At 73.1% G+C, this 22,133-nt stretch carries 13 protein-coding genes; 6 read left to right on the forward strand and 7 right to left on the reverse strand.

What is annotated here, in order from left to right; genetic code table 11:
* The first annotated feature begins 10 nt into the window (after positions 1-10).
* The gene (locus tag WME97_RS40455; RefSeq protein ID WP_437545728.1) at positions 11-463 is read left to right on the forward strand and encodes a nuclear transport factor 2 family protein; all 453 of its coding nucleotides are present in this window, start codon (positions 11-13) and stop codon (positions 461-463) included.
* 8 nt (positions 464-471) lie between these two features.
* Here WME97_RS40455 and WME97_RS40460 read toward each other — a convergent pair whose 3' ends face one another.
* The gene (locus WME97_RS40460) at positions 472-642 is read right to left on the reverse strand and encodes a hypothetical protein (protein WP_437545729.1); all 171 of its coding nucleotides are present in this window, start codon (positions 640-642) and stop codon (positions 472-474) included.
* Between the two features lie 300 nt (positions 643-942).
* Positions 943-6,354, reverse strand: coding sequence for a hypothetical protein (locus WME97_RS40465; RefSeq protein WP_437545731.1), 5,412 nt, complete (start codon positions 6,352-6,354; stop codon positions 943-945).
* Positions 6,355-6,723: 369 nt separating this feature from the next.
* Here WME97_RS40465 and WME97_RS40470 point away from each other — a divergent pair, with 369 nt between their 5' ends.
* Both WME97_RS40470 and WME97_RS40475 read left to right on the forward strand, forming a co-directional pair.
* Positions 6,724-7,965 carry an AAA family ATPase gene (locus WME97_RS40470; RefSeq protein WP_437545733.1) on the forward strand — a complete coding sequence of 414 codons (1,242 nt, stop codon included), beginning with the start codon at positions 6,724-6,726 and terminating at the stop codon, positions 7,963-7,965.
* Positions 7,962-8,618, forward strand: coding sequence for an HNH endonuclease (locus tag WME97_RS40475; RefSeq protein WP_437545735.1), 657 nt, complete (start codon positions 7,962-7,964; stop codon positions 8,616-8,618). The genes WME97_RS40470 and WME97_RS40475 overlap by 4 nt, the downstream gene beginning before the upstream one ends.
* Before the next feature lie 120 nt (positions 8,619-8,738).
* On the opposite strand, the gene WME97_RS40480 is transcribed toward WME97_RS40475, so the two are convergent.
* Together WME97_RS40480 and WME97_RS40485 are read right to left on the reverse strand one after the other, a co-directional pair.
* Entirely contained in the window at positions 8,739-9,587 is an 849-nt protein-coding gene (locus WME97_RS40480) for a formylglycine-generating enzyme family protein (RefSeq protein WP_437545737.1), read from the reverse strand.
* A gap of 26 nt (positions 9,588-9,613) precedes the next feature.
* On the reverse strand, positions 9,614-10,702 hold the full coding sequence (locus WME97_RS40485; protein ID WP_437545738.1) for a PEGA domain-containing protein: 1,089 nt from the start codon (positions 10,700-10,702) through the stop codon (positions 9,614-9,616).
* Positions 10,703-11,379: 677 nt separating this feature from the next.
* Here WME97_RS40485 and WME97_RS40490 point away from each other — a divergent pair.
* Genes WME97_RS40490 through WME97_RS40500 form a run of 3 tightly spaced genes read left to right on the forward strand, consistent with a single transcriptional unit; the run spans position 11,380 to position 13,873 of the window.
* Positions 11,380-12,627 carry a hypothetical protein gene (locus tag WME97_RS40490; RefSeq protein ID WP_437545740.1) on the forward strand — a complete coding sequence of 416 codons (1,248 nt, stop codon included), beginning with the start codon at positions 11,380-11,382 and terminating at the stop codon, positions 12,625-12,627.
* Positions 12,624-13,343, forward strand: coding sequence for a hypothetical protein (locus WME97_RS40495; protein WP_437545742.1), 720 nt, complete (start codon positions 12,624-12,626; stop codon positions 13,341-13,343). The genes WME97_RS40490 and WME97_RS40495 overlap by 4 nt, the downstream gene beginning before the upstream one ends.
* Before the next feature lie 2 nt (positions 13,344-13,345).
* Entirely contained in the window at positions 13,346-13,873 is a 528-nt protein-coding gene (locus WME97_RS40500) for a hypothetical protein (RefSeq protein ID WP_437545744.1), read from the forward strand.
* 46 nt (positions 13,874-13,919) lie between these two features.
* On the opposite strand, the gene WME97_RS40505 is transcribed toward WME97_RS40500, so the two are convergent.
* The 3 genes from WME97_RS40505 to WME97_RS40515 form a co-directional block, all read right to left on the reverse strand.
* The gene (locus tag WME97_RS40505; RefSeq protein WP_437545745.1) at positions 13,920-16,670 is read right to left on the reverse strand and encodes a hypothetical protein; all 2,751 of its coding nucleotides are present in this window, start codon (positions 16,668-16,670) and stop codon (positions 13,920-13,922) included.
* Complete coding sequence (locus tag WME97_RS40510; RefSeq protein WP_437545747.1) at positions 16,667-20,113, reverse strand: poly-gamma-glutamate biosynthesis protein PgsC/CapC; 3,447 nt, start codon at positions 20,111-20,113, stop codon at positions 16,667-16,669. Before WME97_RS40510 ends, WME97_RS40505 begins: the two co-directional genes overlap by 4 nt.
* 70 nt (positions 20,114-20,183) lie before the next feature.
* On the reverse strand, positions 20,184-21,926 hold the full coding sequence (locus WME97_RS40515) for a S53 family peptidase (protein WP_437545749.1): 1,743 nt from the start codon (positions 21,924-21,926) through the stop codon (positions 20,184-20,186).
* Positions 21,927-22,133: the final 207 nt, after the last annotated feature.

The following is a 22,133-nucleotide window of genomic DNA, read 5'->3' on the forward strand; positions in this document are numbered from 1 at the left end:
GCTCTCGACGATGGCAATGTCGACGGCATCCATGAAAGCAGCGTTCATTCCCCTGGCGCTCGCCGGAACGTTGTCCGCTTGTCAGCCGAATCGACCCGATGGTCCCGAAAAGCTGAAGGCAGTCGTCGTGTCGTATTTCGACTGCGTCACCCGGAGGGACTTCGCACGAATGAAGGCCTTGACGACGCCCGACTTTGTCATCTACGAAAACGGAAAGATCATCGACAACGACGGACTGATCGCGATCATCAATGGATCCCCGATAGCCAAAGCCACTTTTTCATTGGACGATGTCAAGATCGACGTCGACAACAACTCAGGGAGCATGATCTACATCAACCATGGCAAGTTCACGCAGAACGACGCGAGCACCATGACACGCGACTTTCTGGAGAGCGCGATCTTCAAGAAGGTTGGGAATGAATGGAAGCTGCACTTCGTGCATTCAACGGTGAAGAAATAGACGCGAGCTCAATCGGCGCACATGAGCCGATCGATGATCTCGAAGGTATCGACGATCGTGGTGTAGCTGGCCTCGACGTCGTTGGAGGATCCGCCGATCGCCGTCGAGCACCTCCGCGTGCACGGCGACGATCCCGCCAGCGCGGATCTTGTCCACCCCTTCCTGGAGCAGCTCGTCATAGGTGGTGTCGCTCTCCTCGGGAGAGCTGCTCGGACAACCCAGGAGGAGCGACGCCATGCAGAAGAGCGGAATCGAGAGCTTGCTGAGTGTCATGCTCGTGCGTTCCCGCTCGACTTGTTCACGTTCAATGGTTCTTGCGATCTGGTCGATGTCGCACGATCGCGCAGATCTGCGGCTCGTTGGGTATCACTGCAGCCGCCTGTGGCGGCCTGCGCTACGAGCCGGTCAATCCGCGGGGGACGCGGCGCACGCGTGCTGCGGCGAGAGGGCGCGCGCCCGGGCCGGCAGGGCAACCTGCTTCACGGCTCTTCCCACGAGGGCTCGACGGCGGGTCGCTCGCGCTCGATGATGCGCCCACTCCCCTCCTCCTGCCGGTCGCGGAACGGCGTCGACGCCGGCGGGAAGTCGCGGAGGCCGCGGCGGGCGGTGTAGTCGTAGCGGAGGAAGACCAACCCTGAGACGCGCGGCGAGGCGCGCGGCGAGGCCTCGGCCGGGCTCGGGAGGTCGAACAGGAACGTCCCCTCCGCGCCGAGCGAGACCCGGTGCCCGCGCGCGAGCCAGCTCCAGAACGTGAGCCCCGCGGTGAACGCGTCGCGCAGGAAGGCCTCGTCGCGCGTCTCGTTCACCGGCCGGTAGCTCGCAAGCCAGCCGAGCTGGATCCATGGCCACAGCCCCCGGCCGGGGAGCAGGTCGAGGTCGAGCGTCGCGTCGATGCGGTCGAGCTCCGACGGCACCGGGCTCAGGCGCAGCGACGTGCCCGCCGTGACGAGCGCGTCGACGAACGGCCGGTACCGCAGGCGCGCCCCGAGCGAGGCCTGCGTGTCGTGCGTGGCGCCGTAGGGCGTGTAGACGTCCTTGTCGGCGCCGACGAAGCCCCTCAGCGACTCGTCCACCATGAGCCACGTGAAGCCCGCCCACGGCGAGAGCGTGAGCTCGCCGAGCGGGATGGACCAGAACGCGCTCGCGCTCGCCCTGGCACCCATGGCGTCGCTGGCGTCCGGCTGGAACACAACGCGGCCGCTCAGCGAACCGCCGGGAACCCAGCCGCTCGAGCTCAGGTCGAAGCGCGCCTCCGCGCCGAAGCTCTCCGGCCCGTCGCGCAGGCGCCCGAACCCCGCGGCCGCGATCCAGGCGCGCCGCTCGATCAGCTCGCGGTGCACGTCGAGGCCCAGCTCGAGGAAGCGGACCGGAAGACGGGCGTCCTCCTCGGCGAGCTCGCTGTCGACGAGGCGCGCGTAGCCGCCGACGGAGAGCGGCCCCGGATCCGGGTCCTCTCCCACCGGGGGCGCCGGACGAAGCAGCTCGTCCGCGGGCGCGACCGGCGCGGGCAGCGGCGGCGGCGCGGGCGGCGGCACGCGGGGGCGGGGCGCGCCGTTCGCGACGGCGAGCTCGACGCGGAGCAGCGCCCGGCCGCCGGGCGAGGCGACGCGCAGCACATGCGCGCCCTCGGGGAGGACGGCGACGCGGGACTCGACCTCGCCGCCGAGCCAGAAGAACGGCTCGCGCGTGACGCCGAGGCGGCGCGCGGCGCGGTCCTCGGAGGCGTCGAGCGCGAGGGTCCCCTCCTCCACCGCGCCGCCGCCGGACTCGCCGCCGACGCCGTCGAGCGGCGCCACCGAGAAGCGCAGCTGGCCGGAGGGCGCGGCCACGGCGACCTCGGGACGGCAAGCCGGATCCCCGCCGTCCGCGGGCGCGGCGCGCGCGCGGGGCGACGCGCACTCGTAGGCGGCCCGGGCGCGGATGCGCACGACGGTCGGGCCGACGAACGCGAGCTCCAGGGGGCGCGCGGGGTCGATGTCGTTCCATGTCGACAGGACGCGGCCCGAGAAGGGCTGCGCCGCGCCGGCCGCGGTCGCGCGGATCCAGCCGAGGACGCTCCGGTCCGCCGGAGGCCGCGCCTCGATGCGGTGGCTGCCCCGCGGCACCTGCACGACGCAGCGGTCGGCCATCGGCGCAGACGCCGCGGAGCACGCGACCGGCTCGCCGTCGAGCGCGATCGAGAACGCGCACGGGGTCTCCTCGCGGTCGAGCGCCCGGCAGACGCCATCGAGCACGACCGCGCCCGGCGCGGCGCGGTCGAGCCGGAACTCGGCGCGCGCGCCGTCGGTGATGAGGAGCGACGCCTCCGGCGCATCGACGAGCGCGCGCCGCACCCGCACGCGGAGCGGCAGATCGCGATCGGCCCTGGCCCGGATCTCGAGCGTGGCCGTGCCGGCCGTGGCGTCGGCGCGCGGCGGCACGGCCCAGCCGGTCACCGGGGCCAGCCGCGCGAGGGCGGCCGGCGGGAGCTGGACAGGCGGCGGCGCGGCGCCGGCGGGAGGAGCGGCGGCGGGGCCCTGCGCGGCGTTCCCCGAGGCTGAAGGCGCGGCGCCTTGCTGACCGGCGGAGGCCTCGCGGGCGGCCTCCTGCACGGCGAGCTCGGCGAGCACGAGGGCGCGCAGCGTGAGCCGTCGATCGGGCGCCGGGGCGGCGGAAGCCACGTCGGTGGCCAGGTTCGCGGCCCGGGCGAGCGCTGCCGCGGACCGGTGGGCGAGCCCGATCCGGGTGAAGGCGTCGGCGGCGAGCTGCACCTCGCCGGAGCGCTCGGCGAGGAGGCCGAGCAGCAGCGCGTCCGCGCCCGAGCTGTCGCCCGCAGGGCCCGCGAGCAGCGCGACGCCGCGCCGCGGGTCGACGCTGAGGCGCGCGGCGCGCGCGGCCGCGAGGGGCGCGCGGTCGTCGGGCAGCGGGAGCGGCGGCACGCGCGCGGGCAGGCCGAGCGGGACCGCCACCGGGCTGCCCGGCGGCAGGGTGAAGACGGTGCTCGGCGGCGCGCCCGCGGTCGACGCGCCGGGCAGGTGCGCCGCGTCCCAGGGATCCTCCTCGGCGGGGCGGTCGAGCGCGGCGAGCGCCGGGAAGCCGAGGGCGTCGAGCGCCGCGGCGCGCTGCGCGTGGAGCGCGGCGCGGGCAGGCGAGGGCGCGGCGCGGAGGGCGCGTGTGGCGCCGCGGATCTGCTCGAGCGTGCCGTCGACGGGCGCGCCGTCCGGCGGGCGCACCGGCGTGACGGCGCGGGGGGCGCCGGGCGCGGCGGGGTGCAGGCGCACCGAGGCGCGGAGCAGCGTCGGCGCATCGGTCTCGACGCGCAGCTCATGCGCGCCGGCGGGGACCGGGACCTCGATCGAGCCCGTGGCGCCGGCGCGCACCCAGGCCTCGTGGACGGCGGCGCCAGCGCGCACGCGGAGCACGCGCGCGGGGCCGTCCGCCGGGGGCGGCGCGCCTCGCGCTCCGGGCGCCGGCGCCGCTGCTCCGGACCCGGGCGCTGCCGCGCCCTGCGCTCCAGGCGCCGGCGCAGCGACGCCTTGCGCTCCCGACGCCAGCGCCGCCTCGCCCACCACGGCGGGCGGCGCGAGGACGACGCGGGCCAGCGTGGCGCGCTCCGGGTCGGGGAGCGCGAAGGTCGCGGAGCCATCGACCCAGGCCCACTGCACGATCTCGCGCAGGGACGCGCACGGCGCGCGCCCGCTGCGCGGGATGCGCGCGAGCACCGGCGGAGCGCCCGCCGGCCGCTGGAACGTGCGCGCCCCGGGCGCCACGGCGACGACCGACGTGAGCCCGGCGCCGCCGTGCACCGCGGCCGGCGCGCCGTCGATGAGCACCGGCGACTCGGGGACCACCTGGCTCGAGGCGCTCCGCAGGAGCACCCGCGCGTGGGCCCCCGGCGGCGCTTCGACGTCGATCTGCGCGCGCGCGGCGTCGAGGAGCGTCCAGCGGAGCCCGGACTCCGCGTCCACCTCGCAGAGGCCGTCCGCGGCGGCGCGCCCCGGTGTGCCGCCTCCGGCCGGCGGCAGCACGTCGCGAGGCGGCGCGATCGCGCTCCACGCGGCCACGCCGTCGGGGATGTCGAGCGCGTCCCACGGGGCCTCGCGCGCCCAGGCGGTGCGCGCGAGCGGCGCCGCGCTCTCGACGTCGCCATGGCCGAGCGCGTAACGCTCCGCGAGCGGCGCCCCCGCTGGCCGGCGGCCATCGCGCGGCGGCGACATCGCCGCGCCCAGCGCGGACACGGCCGCGACGTCGTCCGGGTGCGCGCGGCCTCCGGCGGGCTCGCGCGGCGCCGCGGCCCCGGGCTGAGCGGGCACGGGTCCAGCAGGCCAGGACCAGGGCGCGTCCGCGGCGCCCGGCTCCGCGTGCGCCGCGGCGAGCCGCGCGAGGATGGCGCGCTGGAGCGACGTGGCGCCCGCCGCCGCGCGGCCCTGCGCCGCCGCATCACCTCGCGCCGCGACCAGCGCCTGCGCCGCCGTGTAGGCTTGCGCCGCGCGCGCGAACGCCGCGCCGGAGGAGGGCGCCCACCGCACCGACTCGGCGAGGAGGAGCGCCCGGAGCGGCGGCGGCACGGCCGGCCGCGCGGCGAGGTCGAGCGCGGCCTTCGCGGCGTCCGGCGCGGCGGCCCGGTCTGCGGCGGCGAGGAGCCGCGGCGCCTCGGCGTGGACCGGCGCGCGATCGCCGTCGCCGGCCTGATCGCGTCGCGCCGCGCGACCGAGCAGGCCGGCGCGGTCGCGCTGCGGCGCGAGGAGCTCGGCGACGCTGGTGCGTTGCTGGTAGCCGCTGGCAGCGACGGCGAGCTCCCCCTCGACGACGTCGACGGTCGCCGCGCGCGCATCGACCGGCAGCGGCACCCGGATCCACCGCGGCTCGCTCCAGCGCGCGGCGTCCGCGAGGCGCGACCCGGTGCGAACGACGAGCTCCCGGACGACGGCGCCGCCGGCGCGCACCACGACGCGCGTGGTCCCGTAGGTGCGCGCCCGGAGCGCGATGCGCAGCACGTCCGCGCCGGGCGCGCGGAGCTCGAGCCGCGCCCCGGCGCCGAGCGAGCGCCATGGCGTGGCGCGCTCGACGGCCGGGAGGTCGGGGCCTTCGCGGCCTCCGCGCAGCTCGACGCCGCGCGCCCCGAAGTACGGCTCGACGAGCGGCCGGAGGAGCAGCGACTCCTCGAGATAGCGCGCGGTAAGCCATGCGGCCGCGGCCGGGGCGAGGCGCGCGGCGGCCGGGTCGAGGCGCGCGGAGGGCGCGCCCGCCGCGGCCGGGGCGGTGAGCGCCGCGCGCGCGGCGTCGACCCAGCGGAGCAGCGCGCCCGCCTCGCCCGGCGCGGTGGTCGGCGCGGGCGCGCGGCCGCCGAGCCATGCGGCGACGTCCTCGTCGAGGCGGTACCAGGCCAGCGGCGCGCGCTCCCGTGCGGCGACCCGCACGGCGACCGGCGTGCCCCCGGCGCCGCGCGCGGCGGCCGCACGCACGACGACGAAGCGCGCGCTCGACCACGTCGGCACTGCGACGTCGCGCGCGCCGGCCCTGGCGGGAGGCAGCGGCATCCAGGTGATCACATCGGGCACGCTCCCGACGCCGGAGCCGAGGCCGATCCCCACGACGTCGCCGCGCACCTCCAGCCGGTCGCCTGGCTCCACGGGCACGAGGAGCAGCTGCCCCGCGGCGAGCGCGACGGGCGCGGTGGGGTCGACCGCGGCGGGCGCGGCGCGCGCCTCGTCCGGAGCGGGGGCACCCTGCTGCGGGCCGTTGCTCCACGGCACGACGCCGGCGCTGCCGGGCGCCACCCAGACGAGCGGCTCAGCGGCGGCGGCTTCGCGTGCCCCCGGGACGCCTTGGGCGACGCCGAAGGCGAGCACGAGCGCCGCGGCGAGCAGCGCGCGGCGGGCGGCGGCCCCGGGGAAGGCGTCGAGATCCACGGCGATTACCCTTGCACCATGCCCACTTACACCCCGCGCCGTGACCTACCGGGCTACCCGATTTCCGGGTTCGAGCGCAAGCACGCGATCGGCGAGGGGGAGCCGCGGCTCTCGCCGGGGCGGTGTGCGCCGTGGCTGCCGCTGGCGGGCGGCGCTCCGAAGCCTATGGCAGGGAGCAGCGCCGCTCGCGCTTCAGCGCTCCGGCAGGGCGGCGAGCCCTGCCCCATCGAGTTACCGCTCGGGACACCTGCCTGCCAGGCCGCCGAGCAGCCTCGATGCACTGAGCTCTTCGGCGTCGTACTCGGCGAGGCGGACCGCTAGAGCTGTCCGATGCGCCGGGAGGAGTGCTAGGGTGCACATGGGTCTCCCATGCGACTGCTCGATCTGTCCATCCAGAACATCGGTCCGTTCGATGAGGCACGTCTAGAGTTCCTGTCGGCGCACGACGACCCGGTACCGGTGGCGATCATCACCGGCGAGAACGGGACCGGAAAAACGATTCTGCTTGATGCGATCCGGGGATTGTTCGGCCAGTACTACGGACGCCTCGAGCGCGCACTCTGGCGAAACGGGACACCATTCCAGATAGAAGCAGCCCTGTTCATCGACGGACACCTGGAACGATTCCTGTCGAACCAAAAGCAATATTCACAAGGAGCATTCGACTTTCTTCCGCACAATACGAAGGTCGCGCGCCTTCCCACCACCGTAGAAGCGGGGCAGCCGTGTCCCGATTGGGTGGTGGATTTCTGGCGCTCTTCACTTCCCGCCGATGCTTACACGATCAGTCAGCTCACGCGTCAGGAGCCCAAGCTCTTCCTGAAAGATGCTCTCAAAGGCATCCAGCGCAACGCCGCGGTAACCGAGCTCATTTGCACTTTCGACTACCTTCGCGGCAGCGACGATCCTCGCGATCGCCGGGACGGTGAGGTCCTCTACGAAACGATACGCCGCATCGTCGAGCTCAGCGTGCTCGACGGAGAGCTGAGCCACGTGGACCGTCGCGCCTTCATGCCGATGGTGCGGCAGAGCGGCCAGCTCGTGCCGCTCTCCAACCTGAGCAGCGGCAACGCGTACCTCATCCAGCACATGATCGGATTGCTCGGCAAGATGTACGCCGTGCACGTCCTGCGCGAGAAGGAAGCCTCCGAGCTCTGCCAGACGCCTGGGCTGCTGCTCATCGACGAGGCCGAGAACCACCTGCATCCCCGCTGGCAGAAGCGCTTTCTGGGCGACGTGCTCAGCATTTTCCCGAATCTTCAGATCATCGCCACAACGCACTCTCCCTTCATTGTCGGCTCGGTTCCAGGCGCCCGGGTGTTCGTCTGTCGCTACGACCGGGAGCGGAAGACCTGCGTGGTCGATGACGCCACAGACGTCTACGCGAACAAGCCGGTGGAGGAGATCCTGCTCTCCCCCGCGTTCGATGGCACGCACCCGTTTGGCGAGGAGATCTCGCGCCTGATGGAGGAAAGGAAGGCCGCCTTCGAGGCGGGGGACTCCGTCCGGCGGAAGGAGATCGAGAAGCAGCTCAAGGACAAGAACCCCGAGTACTTCTCGTACATCGATATCGAAGAGCGGCTGAAGACGCTACATGGAGACGGGAAATGATCCCGATCAAGCGGCTGCCAGCGCCTGATGTGCTCTCGCGGAATGAAGAGCGCTGGCGGACCGCATTCCTGGAGGAACGCGCGAGGGACCCACAGAAGCGACCCAGCTCCAAGCAGTATGCGCATCCGGACATCGTCTCCACGTTGGAGGCAATGAGCCATCACAAATGCTTCTACTGCGAACAGAGCACGAAACAGACGCAACGCGAGGTCGACCACTACATTGATGTCGCTGAGGATCCGACGCGCGCGTTCACATGGGAGAACCTTTACCTGTCCTGCTGGGAGTGCAATCATCGAAAGCAGCCTCACAGGGCCATCCCGGCGACCTGCTGCGTGGACCCTTGCGCCCCGGATGCTCAGCCTTCCGCTCACCTGATGTTCGAGAAGGAGCTCATTCGAGCTCGAGAAGGCTCGGCCCAAGGACTCGCGACCATCAAGAAGTACAAGCTCGACCGGAAGGATCTGGACCACAAACGGCTGAAGCAGCTTCAACTCTTCAACGAAGCGCTCGTCCGCATCAAGGATGCCCAGATCGCTGACGGCCGGAAAGACATGAACGAAAACGAGAAGGCAGTGCTGCGGAGCTTCTGCCAGCCCGACTTTCCATTCTCGCTCATGTTCAAGGTACACCTCGAGCAGCACCGCCTATGACACCTCCATCGAGGTGTCCTCCGCTACCGCTCGCCGCCCTCGTGCGCACCGCACAGCGCGAGGCAACCCGACTGGTTGACATGTCGAGGAGCACGGCCGCGCCAGGACGCGGTCTGCCCCCTACTCGCCCCGCGCGCAGCGGAACCCGTAGAAAGACAGCGTCCTCTCCGGCAGCTCGCCGATACGGTACGTCGGGCTGAGCGTCTCCTCCGTGTGCGAGAACGCCCCTCCGCGGGAGCCCCTTCCGAAGCCTCCGTCGGTCAGTGTCGCGCAGTTGATGCACGTCGCCGTCAGATCGGCGTGGTAATCGAGGACCCACTCGAACAAGCTGCCCGCCAGGTCGCCGTGTCCCCATTTCCCGTCGCCCGCAGGGGATTTCGACCCGACCGACGGGATCGGGCACACCGTCATCGTGGAGTCGCAGCCGAACACCGCCAGATCCTGGCTCGGGGCCTCGTCTCCCCACGGATAGGCGCGCTGCTCGTTCCCCCCGACCGCGGCGTAGTTCCACTCCGCCTCCGTGGGCAGCCGGCCCTCGTCCCATGCGCAGAACGCGAACGCGAGATACCAGCTCGCGCAGTTGATCGGCGCCGCCTCGTTACCGGCGGGCTCATCGGTCCACGTCCGGAAGTTGGCGTCGCATTGCAGCGAGGCCCGCAATTCGTCCTGCCCCGCGGGCAAGCTCGCGTCCCACGCCGCGTCCCAGCCGCTGCCCTCGATGAGCGGATGAGCGCCCGCCCCCGCCTTCGGCTTTGTCGCCGGGTACCCCGCGACGAACTGCCGGAACCGGCCCACCGTCGCCTCGAAGCGATCGAGCTGGAAATCGGCGACCGTGGCCGGATAACGCGCGTCGTTCAGGCGGTTGAACTGGCCGCCCACCACCACGCCCTCCGTGGGCTCCACGTCAGGGATGCACGCGCCCGCCGCGACCAGCGGGATCGCCATCGCGGAGAGAGCCCTGAAGAACACCACGCGTCTTGTCTCGCCCGTTCGCATCAGAAGCTCCCGGAGATGCTGGCGCCAGCGCCGGACGGCGCGATCCACGGGAGCGCGACGGCCGCCGGCGCCTCTTCGCCGCCCGACCGGACGATCCCATAGGCCGCCACCCCCACCGCGACGAGCCCCGCGGCGCCCAGGCCGACGAAGAGGCCGAAATCGCGGTTCTTGCGCGCATTGTCGGCCGCGAAGTCATAGCCGGGGTCGCAGTACGTCCCGCCGGCGACATCGCGGCAGTTCTCGCGCAATGCGCTGATCGCGGAGAGGTCGTCGATCAGGAACCCGACCGACGCGCCGGCAAGGGCGATCCCGGCGGCTCCGGAGATCCAGGCCCAGGTCGGGGTGCCCCCGCCTCGCGCTTCGTCCGCCTTGGTGGGCGGCGTCGCGGCGCTGACCGCGGCCGCGGCCGCGGGTCGCAGCGTGAGCTCGACCGTCGTCGTCTCGCCCTCCGCGAGCGTGATCGAGCGGGTCTCTGCCTGGTGCCCGGGGGCGCTCGCGCGGATCTCGTGCGGGCCAGGATCGACCGGCAGGGGCTCTCCGAGCGCGGCCGCCGGGAGCGCCGTGCCGTCGCGCAGCACCTCCATGCCGGCGGGCGCGCCCTTGACGACGATGACGAGCTTCGGCACGCGCGGCTCGAGGGCCGCGATCCCCTTGTTCGCGACCTCCTCCAGGCTTCGCCGCCGCTGCTCCCCGGCCGTCTCGCGGTTCAGGACGAGGGCCCGGTGGTAATCGTGCCAGGCCGTCGCGAGCTTGCCCTCGCGCTCGCGGCAACGCGCGATGTTGATCTGGGTGCTCGCCGAGGGGTTGAGCGCGAGGCTCGCCTCGAACTTCGGGCACCCCGCCGCGTCGTCCCCCTTGTCGACGAGCGCGCGCGCGGCCTTGAAGAGCGCCTCCGCGGCCACCGGGTCGCGCGCCGGCCCCTGCGCGTGCGCCGCCGCGCCGCCGAGCGCGACCGCGGCCGCAGACGCGAGGCCGGCGAAGGCGCGCGCGCCTCGCGCGCGGCTGGCACCACGATGGGTCTCCGGGCGGCGAAGGAGCGCCACCGCAACAAGGCATTTCCCGAGCGGGCTCGTCGTCGTTTCCGCCATGTGTGATCGTTCCGCTGCAGCGCACCGCGTGGGCGCGCGGGGAGACCCTACAACAAAAAAAGGCGCACGACCAACCCGTCAATGAGCGAGCGCATGGTTCGGCTTGACGAGGAGAGCCCCTTCCCATGCCATCCGCACCGCTCGACGCAGCTCCCACGTGGCTGTGCGGCGCGCAGCGCGGCAAGCCGCTCGTGAAGATGACAGCGACCCATCGAGTCGATCCGCGACATAAGCGCTCACGAGGAGCAGAGTTCAGCGGCGCGCCATGTACGAGGCGCTTCGACGACGCTCTGCCCTCCCAACCGATCCGGCGCTCCACCCCGGCTCCACATCATGGATCGTCCTCTACTCACCGCCGCGGCCCGTCGTCCCTCCCCGGCGCCTTTGCCCGACCAGCACCGCCCCCACCCAGACCGCCTTCGCCGGCTCACCCGTATCGGCCCCAGCAGCGACCACCTCGGCCGGTCGGCGCGGATGGGAAGCGCGTCAGGAGATCGTCACGGTCGAACGCGGCGGCGGGGTTGGCGCTGGTCTCCATCGGCGTGCTTGCAGGCGGTGGTGCGGCCGTGGCATGCGTCAAGGCAGCGTACAGGGGAGCACGTCCGCGTCCGTGCCCCTCGCGGGCTCACGCGCCACGCATGTGGACGTGCTCGGGAGCAAGCTGCCATACTCCCCAGGTGACCACGCGGCTCGAAAAATTCCGTGAGTACATGGCGCGGTTCAACCCCGCCGGAGATCCGCGCGGCGCGGTCCGCGACGGCCTCTACATACCGCGACCGGGGCGGTCCACGGCCGACGAGGTCGCTGCGCGGCTGGAGATCGACCCCACCTCGTCGCACCTGATTGTCGGCGGCATCGGCTCGGGCAAGACCACGCAGCTCCTGGTCGCGTGCGACCGCTTGAATCAACTCGCGGATACACGCGCCGAGTACATCGACCTGAGCCTCATCCATGATCTCCAGAGCATGGTACCTGGAACGCTGATCATCGCGGCCGGGCTTGCCGCCCGCCGGCACCTGGAACCCGGGGATGACAAGGTGGCGCTCGAGGCCGGCGAGCAGTTCCGGCGCTGGGCCTACGGTCATGATCGTCACGTATGGATCCCCTTCGACGAACCCGGAGAGCCCTATGAGCATAGTGAGCCCGATGATGAGCCGGAGGGCGGCTACCACGACATCATTGAAGAGAAGCCGCTCCTGTCCTCGCCGGAGAAGCCGCTCGATTCGTCTGTGGCGGACAAGGCTCAGCGGCTCGCCCAGATCCGCAGCGGCCTGCGCAGGCGCTTCCCGTACCTCGTGCTCCTGTTCGACTCACTCGACCGGCTGCCGGATCCGGCGGCGTTCGCGACCGTGGTCGAGCAGGACGTCCGCGCGATCCAGAAGGCCGGCATCGGTCTCGTCCTCGTGGGGCCGCTCCGATCCATGTTCGGTCCGCACCGCACGGTCACCGACTACTTTCAGCACTTCTACCCGCAGCACGCGGTCGATGTTCAGCAGGACGAGCAAGGGCGCGCCTTCCTGGTCGACGTCCTTCAAAAGCGAGCGCCATCGGAGTTGCTCCCCGAACCCGTGTGTCGAAAGCTCGCCGAGCGCTCCGGCGGCGTACTCCGCGATCTCATTTCTCTGGCGCGTTCGGCGGGAGAGGAGGCGTATATGCGCGGCGCGGATCGTGTCGAGGAAGAGCACATCGACGTGATCGCCGACGCCTTCGGGCGTCAGCTGATCTTCGGGCTCAAGCCCGCCGAGATCGAGATCCTGCAGCGCGTACGGCAGACGGGGACCTTCGTCCCGACGTCGGACGACGACATGGTGCTCCTCATGACCCGCCGCGTGCTGGAGTATCGGAACGGGAGCTCGCGGTTCGTCGTTCAGCCCACACTGGAACCTCTCCTCGAACAGATGGCCAATCGCCAGGGGGCGGCATGAGCGCTGTTGGGCTCCCGTCGATTCGCCTTGACGAGCTGTGCCGCAGGAACGACGCGGAGCTCGCTCCTGGCGGAATCCGCGCGGTCGTCGTCTCCGAGGGAGATACGCTGTCCCTAGCGCGGCGCATCGCTCACCGTTCCAGGGGGCAGCATCTGGAGGCTCCCCCGGAGGCGTCCGCGCTCGCGAGGCGCCTGCGCGCGGGCGGAGGCGCGCTGTTCGTCGTCTCCGGGCTGGAGGCGTTCTCGGGTGACGAGTGGAAGCGCCTCGATCTGTTGAGGAGCCGCCTCTCGCGCGAAGGGTCCACCGTCCTTGTCCTCTCGCCGAGATCCCTGGATCTGCTGGCCAGAGCCGCGCCCAACCTGTCGAGCTTCATCAGCCCACCGCTATGGAACCTGGAACGCGACCCTGACGATACGGCTGAAGAGGGCATAGAGGCGGCCCAGCGGTCGTCAACTCATGTCAATGACTCGCCGTCACATGCACGGCGGCGCTTGATCCGGCGCCAGTATGAGGAAGCGAGCAAGTTCCCTGGCGAGTTCGTCGTCATGATCGGGACGCGAGTGTTCTTTCATTCCACCGATCGGGAGGAGGCGATCCACTGCTATGAGTCGGCGTTCAAGGAGGTCCCCGACGGCACGCCAGTCTTCATCGAGCCTGGGGTTCGGCTACCCGAACGCGATCCGGTAGTCCGTGGTCGCTCGCTGCGCGGCGCCTGAGCATGGTGATCGTCCAGCGGCAGCCGTTCGGCGTCTCTCGGTTCTTTACGGAGCACCAGGGCCAGCCTCAGGAACATGAGCTGGGTCTGGTCGTCCCGGTCAAGATCCAGTTCGAGCGGTGGCTCGGGGGCACGCTGCTCGAGGCTGATGTCTTCATCGACTCTGGAGCGGACTGCACGCTGCTGAGCCATCGCTGGCTCGAAGCGTGCTGGAGGACTGCGTTGCCTCGCGAAACGCTCCGCTTGCCGCTCATCGGACCTGGGGGCTGGATTCGCGAGAAGGTCTCGATGAGCATCGGCGGCTGCGTGCTCGAGCTCCCACCCTCCCCCCAGCTCGCATGGCAGGTCGGTGGGGCCGAGCGGCCGGAGCTCCGAGAAATGTCAGGCTATGAAGATCTGTTGCTCGGCCGAGATTTCCTCCGGCACCACGGGATACTCCTCGTGATCGACAGTGAAAGCTTCTCGCTCCTGTTACCTGACGACGAGGACAATCAGCGACGGCGCGATCAGGTTCGTCGGGCGCTCGAATAACTCGGGGGAGGAAGTGCTCATCGGGCTGGCTCGATCGCCTTCCTCCTCACGGATCGTCCTCCACCCACAGCCTCGGCCCGTCGTCCCGCCCCGGCGCCTTCTGCCCGACCAGCACCGCCCCGACCCAGACCGCCTTCGCCGGCTCCCCCGTGTCGCCCGGCTGCGCCCCCAGCAGCGACAGCCGCACCGCCCGCTCCCCGGGCTCCAGATCGTCGCCCAGCCGGATCACCGCGCGCCCCACCCCGTCCGTGCCGCGCTTCTCCGTCGCCGCCTCCCACAGCGTCGCGCGCGTCAGGTCGCCGCCGCGGCCCGCCAGCACGCCGTCCGGGATCGTCACCCGCCGGAAGAACGCCGCCTCCCGCGACGCCGGCTTCGCCCCCTCGAGCCGGTACCGGATCCGGTAGTCCGCGTTCTCCCCGGGCGTCACCACGAACAGCACCAGGTGCAGCGTCTCGCCCGCCTCCTGCTCGAACTCGTACGTCATCGGCCGGCCGCGCGTCAGCTCGAACACGTCGCGCCGGCGCACGATCGCCCCGCCGTTCGCCGGCGGCGCGTCCGTGTACGCCACCCCCGTCTCGCCCAGCCCCTCGACCTCGACCCGCCGCGCGCCCGCCGGCGCCGCCACCCGCAGCGACCCCGACAGCGCGACGATCGGCTCCTTCAGCGCCACCTCGCCGTCGACGCGCACCGCCACCTCCTTGCCGAGCGACGCGCGCGCGGCCCGGTAGATCACCGACAGCCGCCCGGCCCGCGCCCCCGCCCCGTCCACCCGCACGTCCTTCGCCACGAGCAGCGGCGTCCACGCGTCGCCCGGCGACGGCTCCCCCGCCGACTGCCACGCCGGCATCAGCAGCCGCCGGCGCACCGGCGCGTGCTCCGGGACGAGCACCCGCTCCGGCCGATCCGCGTTCGACCTCCCGCCCTCCCCCGCCCGCTCGATCCGCACCTGCTCGCGCAGATCCGAGAAGCGCTCCTTCCGCTCCAGATCGTCGAGGTTGAACGCGCGGACGTCCGTCCACGTGCTCACGTCGAACGGCGCGTAGCGCCACGTCTCGTCCTCGGCCAGCGTGACCCGGTACGGCAGCCGGTACAGCGTCTCGTTCACGCCCGGCTCGATCGCGCGCAGCCGCAGGCGCGTCCTCGCGTCGCCCGTGATCTCGATCCGCTCCACCCCCGCCGGCGGCCGGAGGATCGCGAGCCGCGGCTCGGACGCGTCGAACCCCTCGTTCCACCACTCGAACCGCGATCGCGGGAGCGTCACCTTGAGCTCGGCCCGCTCCGACGGCCCAGGACCCCACCGCGCCACCACCGTCGCGTCGCCCTGGTTCGCGCCCCCGCTCGCGTCGATCTCGGTCCGGATCAGCAGCCCGAGGAGCTCTTGACCGGGCGCCATCCGCGCGATCACCGGGTCGCTCGGATCCAGCGCCAGGTAGCGCACGATCCGCACGTCCGGCGGCGTCTGCAGCCGCGCCGGAGCCGCCTCCGCCGGCGCCGCGACGGGAGCGGACGGCTCCGCGGCGGCCCCCGGCGGGAGCGCCCCCGGCGCGGCGCCGGGGCCGCCCTCGCCCGCGGGCGAGGGCATCGCCGGGTGGACGATCTCGCCGATCTGCTGCATCGCCTGCGCCTCCGGCGCGCCGAACCGCACGCCGAAATCCGGGCCGACGCCGTCGATCACCACCGTCCGGATGTCCTCCCGCAGGAGCCGCACCGTGGCCCTCCCGAGCGGGCCGAGCTCGACGCTCGCGGACCCGCTCGCGCCGTCGGCGACCCGCACCGTGCGGCCCGGCGGGCCCTCGATGTCGAGCGACAGCGGGCCCCGGAAGTTCAGCGCGGCCGCGCGGCGCTCGCCGATCACGAACTCGGACGCGCCGCGCCCCTCGGCGCGCGGGTACGGCATCCGGAACCGCCGCAAGAGCAGGCGCGACATCTCGTAGTCGATCCCCTCGCGGCCCCCCGCCTCGAGCCGCCGCGCCCAGCCCCGGAGCAGCTCCTTCCGCGCCGGCTCCGGCAGGTCGGCGAAGCCGAGCGCCGACGCCCGGAGCCCGAGCTGCCGCCGCTCCTCCGCGTCGAGGCTCTGCTCGTAGACCGCGCGCGACGCCTCGCTGCGCTGGTAGCGCCCCTCGAGTCGGGACAGGATCGTCAGCTCGCTCGGCGCGCGCGCGCCGTCGCCGCCGTCGCTCCCCACCGCGGGCTTCGCCCGGAGCCGCACCTGCCCGCCCTGCGGGAGCACGTCGTGCGTGATGAGCAGCGTCGAGCGCGGATCCGTCACCGCGCCCCCGCCGCTCGCCAGCCGCGCCGCGTACTCGCCCTCGCCGAGCGGACGATCCGGATCGCAGCTGACCCGGCTCTCCAGATCGATCGCGTGCCGCGCGACCTCCTCCCCGCGCTCGTTCACGAACGCCGCGACGAACCCGTACGGGTAGCGCCGCGCCGAGTCGCAGGCGTCGGCCCTCACGCTCCCCCAGGTCGTCACCTCCACCGCGTCGATCTCGGCCGGGACCTTGATCACGAGGTCCCGCTCCGGCTCGATGTGGTAGGCGAGGATCTCGTCCTCGGCCGGCAGCGCGCTGCCCAGCGGCGGCGCGCTCGACAGCTGGGAGAGCGCGAACGCCGTCACCCCGAGCAGCGCCATCGCGATCAGCCACCGCGGGTTCAGCGCCCTGCGCGGCGCGCCGTCACGGGCGCGGAACCCCGCCGTCGCCAGGCGCGCCCGCGACGGCGGCCGCGCCGCGTGGGAGCGCGGCGGCGCGGGCGCCTCGTGGCCCGCCGGCGCGCGGCGCTTCGCCGGGGCGGTCACGGGGCCCCCCGCTGCGGCGCCGCCCCGGGCACGGCCGCATCGACCCGGAGCGCGCTCGTGCCCACGGTGACCGCGCGCCGCAGCCGCGAACCGCCGGGCACGGCCGCGCCCGGCACCGCGACGAGCGCGCCGTCGATCGGCAGCAGCTGCGCCTCCCCCGGCCGCGCCGCGATGACCCACGGGCGCCCCGTGATCACGTCGCGCCCGATCTCGACATGGCATTGCGCCTCGCGCCGCGGCGCGGCCGGCGCGCTCCCACGCAGCGCGGCCGCCGCCGCGGCGCGCGCCGCGGCCGCCAGCCCTGCCCGAGGCGCCACCGCTGCCCGCGACGCGTCCGACCCGGCCCGCGGCGCGTCCGCCACCGCTGCCCGCGTCGCGTCCGCCTTCGCCGGCCCGGCCGTCGGCGCCGCCTGCGTCGCGAAGTGCGCCCTCAGGTAATACGGGTTCCGCTCGGTCGTGTAGCGCCGGAAGGGCTCTATCGCAGCGGAGAGATCACACGCTGCGGTCACCGCCCGGGTCGGGCAGAGCTCGTCCCCGCTCGCGCCTGCGCCGGCGCTCCCCGCGCACGACGCGAGCGCCTGAGCCCGCGCGGCCACGTCGATCGGCTCGGGCGTCACGCCGAGCCGCGCGAGCCGCGCCTCGAGGCGCGTCTCCCCCTGCCCCGGCTCCACGAAGCGCCGGAGCTCGAAGAAGCGCCGGATCGCGCTGCCCAGGTACACGATCGCGAACCGCCCCTCGGCGAACCGCTTCGCGTACGCCATCGCCATGTCCGTCGCGCCGCTGAACGGCACCTGCTCGCGCGAGCCGTCGAAGATCCCCACGCGCAGCTCGAGATCGCGCAGCGTCTCCAGCAGCGGCCCCGCGAACGTCGGCACGTGCCCCGGCCGCACGACCTCGTACCCGAACGAGATCACCGCATCCCGCTCGTACGTCCGATCCGCCTCGATCGCCTGCACCGACAGCGCGTTGCCGCCGTCCCCGACCCAGACCTCGTGCGCCCGCTGGAAGTAGCTGCGCAGCCCCTCGGCGCGCCGCACGTCGGCGGCCCCGCTCGGCTCCGCCGTGGGCACCGCCCCGGCGAGCAGCAGCGACTGCGCCGAGAGCGCGTCGGCGAGCGCGAGCCCCGCGCCGAACGCCCCGATCTGCCACCGCGGCGCGGGCACCTCGACGAGCATCGCGCCCGTCAGCGGCGACCTCACCGCCTCCGTCGAGGGCGCCGCGGGCAAGATGGCGCTCGTCGACGCCGCCGGCGGCGACGCCGACGCATGCGCCAGCACGAGCCACGCCGGGTTCCCGCGCCGCTCCGGGCCGCCCTCGGCCGGCCCGGGCTCCGCGATGCCCCACGCCGCCGGCGCCGCGTCGGTGCCGCCGATGCGCACCTCGCGGAAGCCGAGGCGCCCGAGGATCGCCCGCTCCCACGCGGTCGGCGGCGCCGCGCCGGACGCGCCGTCGGGGCGCGTCGCCGCCGCGATCAGCCGCGGCGCCACCACGGCGTCGAACAGCCTGAGCTCCTCGAGCGACGGCGGGCGGAAGCGGCCCGGCTGGACCTCCGTCAAGGACACCATCCGCTTCGCGAGCTCCTCCTCCAGCGTCCCGGTCCAGCGCACGGCCTCCGGCGCGCCGAGCGAGCGCGCGCCGACCGCCTCGGCGACCTCGCGTGGCACGTGCAAGCGCGGCGCGTCGCCGAGGGGCGTGGACGGCTCCGCCGCCGGGCGGAACGTCATCGCCGTCTCGGCGCCGAGCCCCAGGCCGATCGACACGACGGGCAGCCCCGCCGGCGAGCCGACCACGCTGAGCTCCGGCCCGTCGCCGCCGCCCGGCTCGACGAGGAGCACCTGGGGGTTCTCCAGGGCGTCGATCATGGCGGCCACGAACGCCTCGTCGTGGCGCCGGATCGCCCCGTGGCGCGACAGCAGCACGACCCCCGCCGCGTCGAGCAGCTCCGCGACCCGGAGCGCCACCGCCGGCAGCGCCGAGCCGAGCTCTGTGGGCGCGGCCAGCACCAGCCACTCGGGCGCGGACGTCGGGCTCCGGCCGACGCGCTTGCGGATCGCCGCCCGCGGCGCGCTCGGCGTGTCGTCCGGATCGTCGAACCGCGGGCTCAGCACGTACCACGGCCGCTCGCCGTCGCCCTCCCGCGCCACCGACACCCGCGCGCGCTCCGCCGCGCCGAGCAGCTCGTCCGCCGGCCGCCCGTCGCGCAGCACGCCGCGCGCGAGCCGGTGGGCGATCCGCCGCGACTCGATGTCGGCGGCGATCGCGGCCGCCCTCGGGCGCGGGCCGGGCCGGGGCGCCGTGTCCGCCAGCACGAGCGACAGCGCGGCGCTCTCGATGCGCGGCAGCGGCCTCGCCGCGGCCGCGGGCGGCGGCGGCGCGCCGCCCCAGCCGAGCGCCACGAGCGCGTAGCCGACGCCGTTGCCGACGAGGAACGCGGTGAGCGACACCTGGATCGTCGGCATGATCACGATGCCGACGTGCTCCTTGTTCCACATCTTCACGGCGAGCAGGCTCGGGAGCAGGTAACCGAAGCCGAAGTAGTCGACCATCTGCAGCCCCGGCGCGTACCGCACCATGGCGAAGCCGATCGCCATCTTCAGGACGAAGCCGAGCACGTACACGAAGATCATCCGCCGCGGCCCCACGAGCAGCATCCGCGAGAACGGGCGGACCGAGGTGATCCAGCGCGAGAGGTAGAAGACGACGAGCGCCTCGATCGTCGTCGTGAGCAGCTTCGTCGGCTCGTACCACGCCACGGCGAGCAGGCCGGGCACGAGGATGCCGTTGTAGTCCCACCCGTAGCGGACGTTGTTGCGCGCGCCGAGCAGCGCGCCGATGACCAGGATGATGTGGGCCTTCGGCAGCTCGAGGAACTCGAGCGACAGGCTCTCGTTGAGCACCTGGAAGCGCGAGACCGAGAGGTTCGTCGTCCGGAGCAGCACGCCGAGCACGAGCGCCGTCAGCGCCGTGACGAGCGCGAGCCGCGGCGCCGCGCGCAGGAGGCCGCTGTTCCAGAAGGCGTTCGCGATGAGCGGCACCAGCACGAGCCCGATGCTGTAGAGCTCCCGCGAGTGCACGAAGTCGTAGCGCGCCGAGACCTCGGGCACGACGAAGCCCTCGACGAAGAGCCGCACGATCACCGCGCCGACGATGAACAGGTAGAAGCGCTCGCGCCCGAACGCCGTGGACCACGCGCCCGTCCGGGTGATCCAGCGGCCGATCAGCGCGACGAACAGGTACGTCACGATCGACTCCGCGACGATGAACACCGCGGTGACCGGGGCCGCGAAGAACACCGTCGCGAGGTAGCCGGGCACGACGAGCCCCGCGTACGTCCAGCCGAGCGTCTCGGTGAAGAACGTCCCGAAGACGAGGCCGATCAGGACCGCGGTGTGGAGGCTCCGATCGAGCCCGTTCGGGGGAAAGAGCGGCAGGTTCTCGAGCATGCGGCGGGACGGCGGCGGCGGGGCGGGTCGGCGCGCGCCGGCGCCCGGCGCGGTTGCCGGCGCGGGCGCGCTACGGCAGCGTGGTGGCCAGGCCGATCGCGCTCGGCGCGCCCCAGCCCGTCGGGTAGTCCCAGCCGGGCCCCGCGGCAAAGAACTCCGTCTCGCCGCGCACGACGTCGCGGAACGTCGCCTGCACCGCGGGGGTCGTGTAGAGGATCGAGTTGAGGAACCCGACGCGCGGCAGGCCCTGCGCGGCGCGGTAGCTGTTCACCACGGCGATGAGCCCCGCGAACGCGGGCGCCGAGAACGACGTCCCCCCGTACGTCCGCCACTCGCCGAGGTAGTAGACCCAGTGCGGCCTCGGCGAGGTCGCGGCGTGCATGGCGACGTCCGCGACCGCCCGCTTGCCGCCGGATCCCTCGACGACCCCGACCTGCCAGGGAGGGATGGGGAACGAGAGCGTCGGACCGGAGCCGGAGCCGGACCAGGCGATCTCGTCCTCGACCTCGCCGTCCTCGTCGAGCGAGAGCGACGTCCCGCCGACCCCGGTCACGTACGGGCTCGCCGAGGGCGTGTCGGTCTGCGCCGAGTCGCCGGTCGCCGCGACCACGGTGATCCCGAGCGCCGCGGCCATCTGCGCCGAGCGATGGTACTGGAGCCGCACGGCCGGCGGCTCGGAGTCCTCGCGGTGGGCGAACGAGTCCGTGATGACCGACACCTCGCCGCGGCCGATGGCCTCGTTGAACGTGTAGACCATCGACGTGTTGCGCGCGTCGGGGCCCTGGTACACCACGAGGTCCGCGCCCGGCGCGAGGCCGCCCGACCATGACACGTCGAGCGTCGACTCCACATAGCGCGTCGCGACCGGCTCCATGGTCTGGACGACCTCCGGGTTCGCCCGCTCCACGCCGAGCGCCCGCCAGAACGACTGCAGGTCCTTGTACTTGAAGGTCGCGCCGATCGTGACCCCGAGCTTCACGCCCTCGCCGGTGAACCCGAGCTCGTAGAGATCATCGACGTCGTACGCGCCCGCGATCAGCGCCGGGGTCAGCCCCCTCTCGACGCCGGCCGGCGGATCCGGCTCGATCTCCCCGGCCTCGCCCGGGAGCGCCCGGGTGCTCGCCGCGAGATCCGCGGTGATGATGCCGGTCGTGCGAGCGGACACCCACGTCGGCACGGTGAGCTGGCCGAGGGAGCCGAAGACGTCGAAGGGCGGATTCCCCGCCTGAGGGTTCTCCCGCTCGAAGACCCGGAGCTCCGTGTCGAAGGTCTCGTTGAACTGGCTCACCGTGCCGGTGAACTGGATCAGCAGCCGGTTCGTGGCCGTGAAGTTCACCTGCATCCCCTGCTCCTCGAGCCAGAGCTTCACGAGGTGCACGTCGCGCTCCCGCGGCGCGTACGCCGCGATCCACTCGTCCCGGGTGAGGTACTGGCGGAACCGCGGGCTCGCCGGGTCGTAGATCTCGGCGATCCGCTGCTCGAGCAGCCCCGAGTTGCGGATGGGGAAGCCCATCAGCGCGCGGACCACCTCGTCGCCCCCGGCCACGCCCTTGTCGGTGTACACGCCCGGCAGCGGGCTCGGGATGCCGTCCGTGGCCTCGGTGGGCTCACGCTCCTCCTCGGTGAAGTCGGGCAGCTCGTCCGGCAGCTCCTCCCCACCGGCGCCGCCGGCCCCACCGCCGCCGACCTCGGCCGCGCCGCCGCCGCCGCTCCCGGCCGCGCCGCCGCCGCCGCTCCCGGTCGCGCCGCCGGCTCCCCCGCCCCCTGCGCCGCCGCCCGCGCCCCCGCTGCCCGAAGAATCTGCGATCTGCACATCCGACTCGCAGCCACAGCCAGAGGCCGAGAAGGCCACGCTGCTGACCAAGCTGAGCAGACCAAGGACGGGCGCGGCATGAAGCACAGGTGAAGCACGGCGCATAGGCACCAAGGATTCAAACCGCTTCCGACAGGCCGATCCAGCCGAATCGTCACAGCGCGCTGACGTCGCATCACACGTGCGCCGCCCGCAACACAACGCGCG

This window comes from Sorangium sp. So ce367 (assembly GCF_051520455.1).
GTDB classification, from domain to species: domain Bacteria; phylum Myxococcota_A; class Polyangia; order Polyangiales; family Polyangiaceae; genus Sorangium; species Sorangium cellulosum_B.

Coding starts and splice junctions, on each gene's coding strand:
- WME97_RS40455 (WP_437545728.1), top strand. CDS start 11: ATGGCAATGTCGACGGCATCCATGAAAGCAGCGTTCATTCCCCTGGCG.
- WME97_RS40460 (WP_437545729.1), bottom strand. CDS start 642: ATGACGAGCTGCTCCAGGAAGGGGTGGACAAGATCCGCGCTGGCGGGA.
- WME97_RS40470 (WP_437545733.1), top strand. CDS start 6,724: ATGCGACTGCTCGATCTGTCCATCCAGAACATCGGTCCGTTCGATGAG.
- WME97_RS40475 (WP_437545735.1), top strand. CDS start 7,962: ATGATCCCGATCAAGCGGCTGCCAGCGCCTGATGTGCTCTCGCGGAAT.
- WME97_RS40485 (WP_437545738.1), bottom strand. CDS start 10,702: ATGGCGGAAACGACGACGAGCCCGCTCGGGAAATGCCTTGTTGCGGTG.
- WME97_RS40495 (WP_437545742.1), top strand. CDS start 12,624: ATGAGCGCTGTTGGGCTCCCGTCGATTCGCCTTGACGAGCTGTGCCGC.
- WME97_RS40500 (WP_437545744.1), top strand. CDS start 13,346: ATGGTGATCGTCCAGCGGCAGCCGTTCGGCGTCTCTCGGTTCTTTACG.
- WME97_RS40510 (WP_437545747.1), bottom strand. CDS start 20,113: ATGCTCGAGAACCTGCCGCTCTTTCCCCCGAACGGGCTCGATCGGAGC.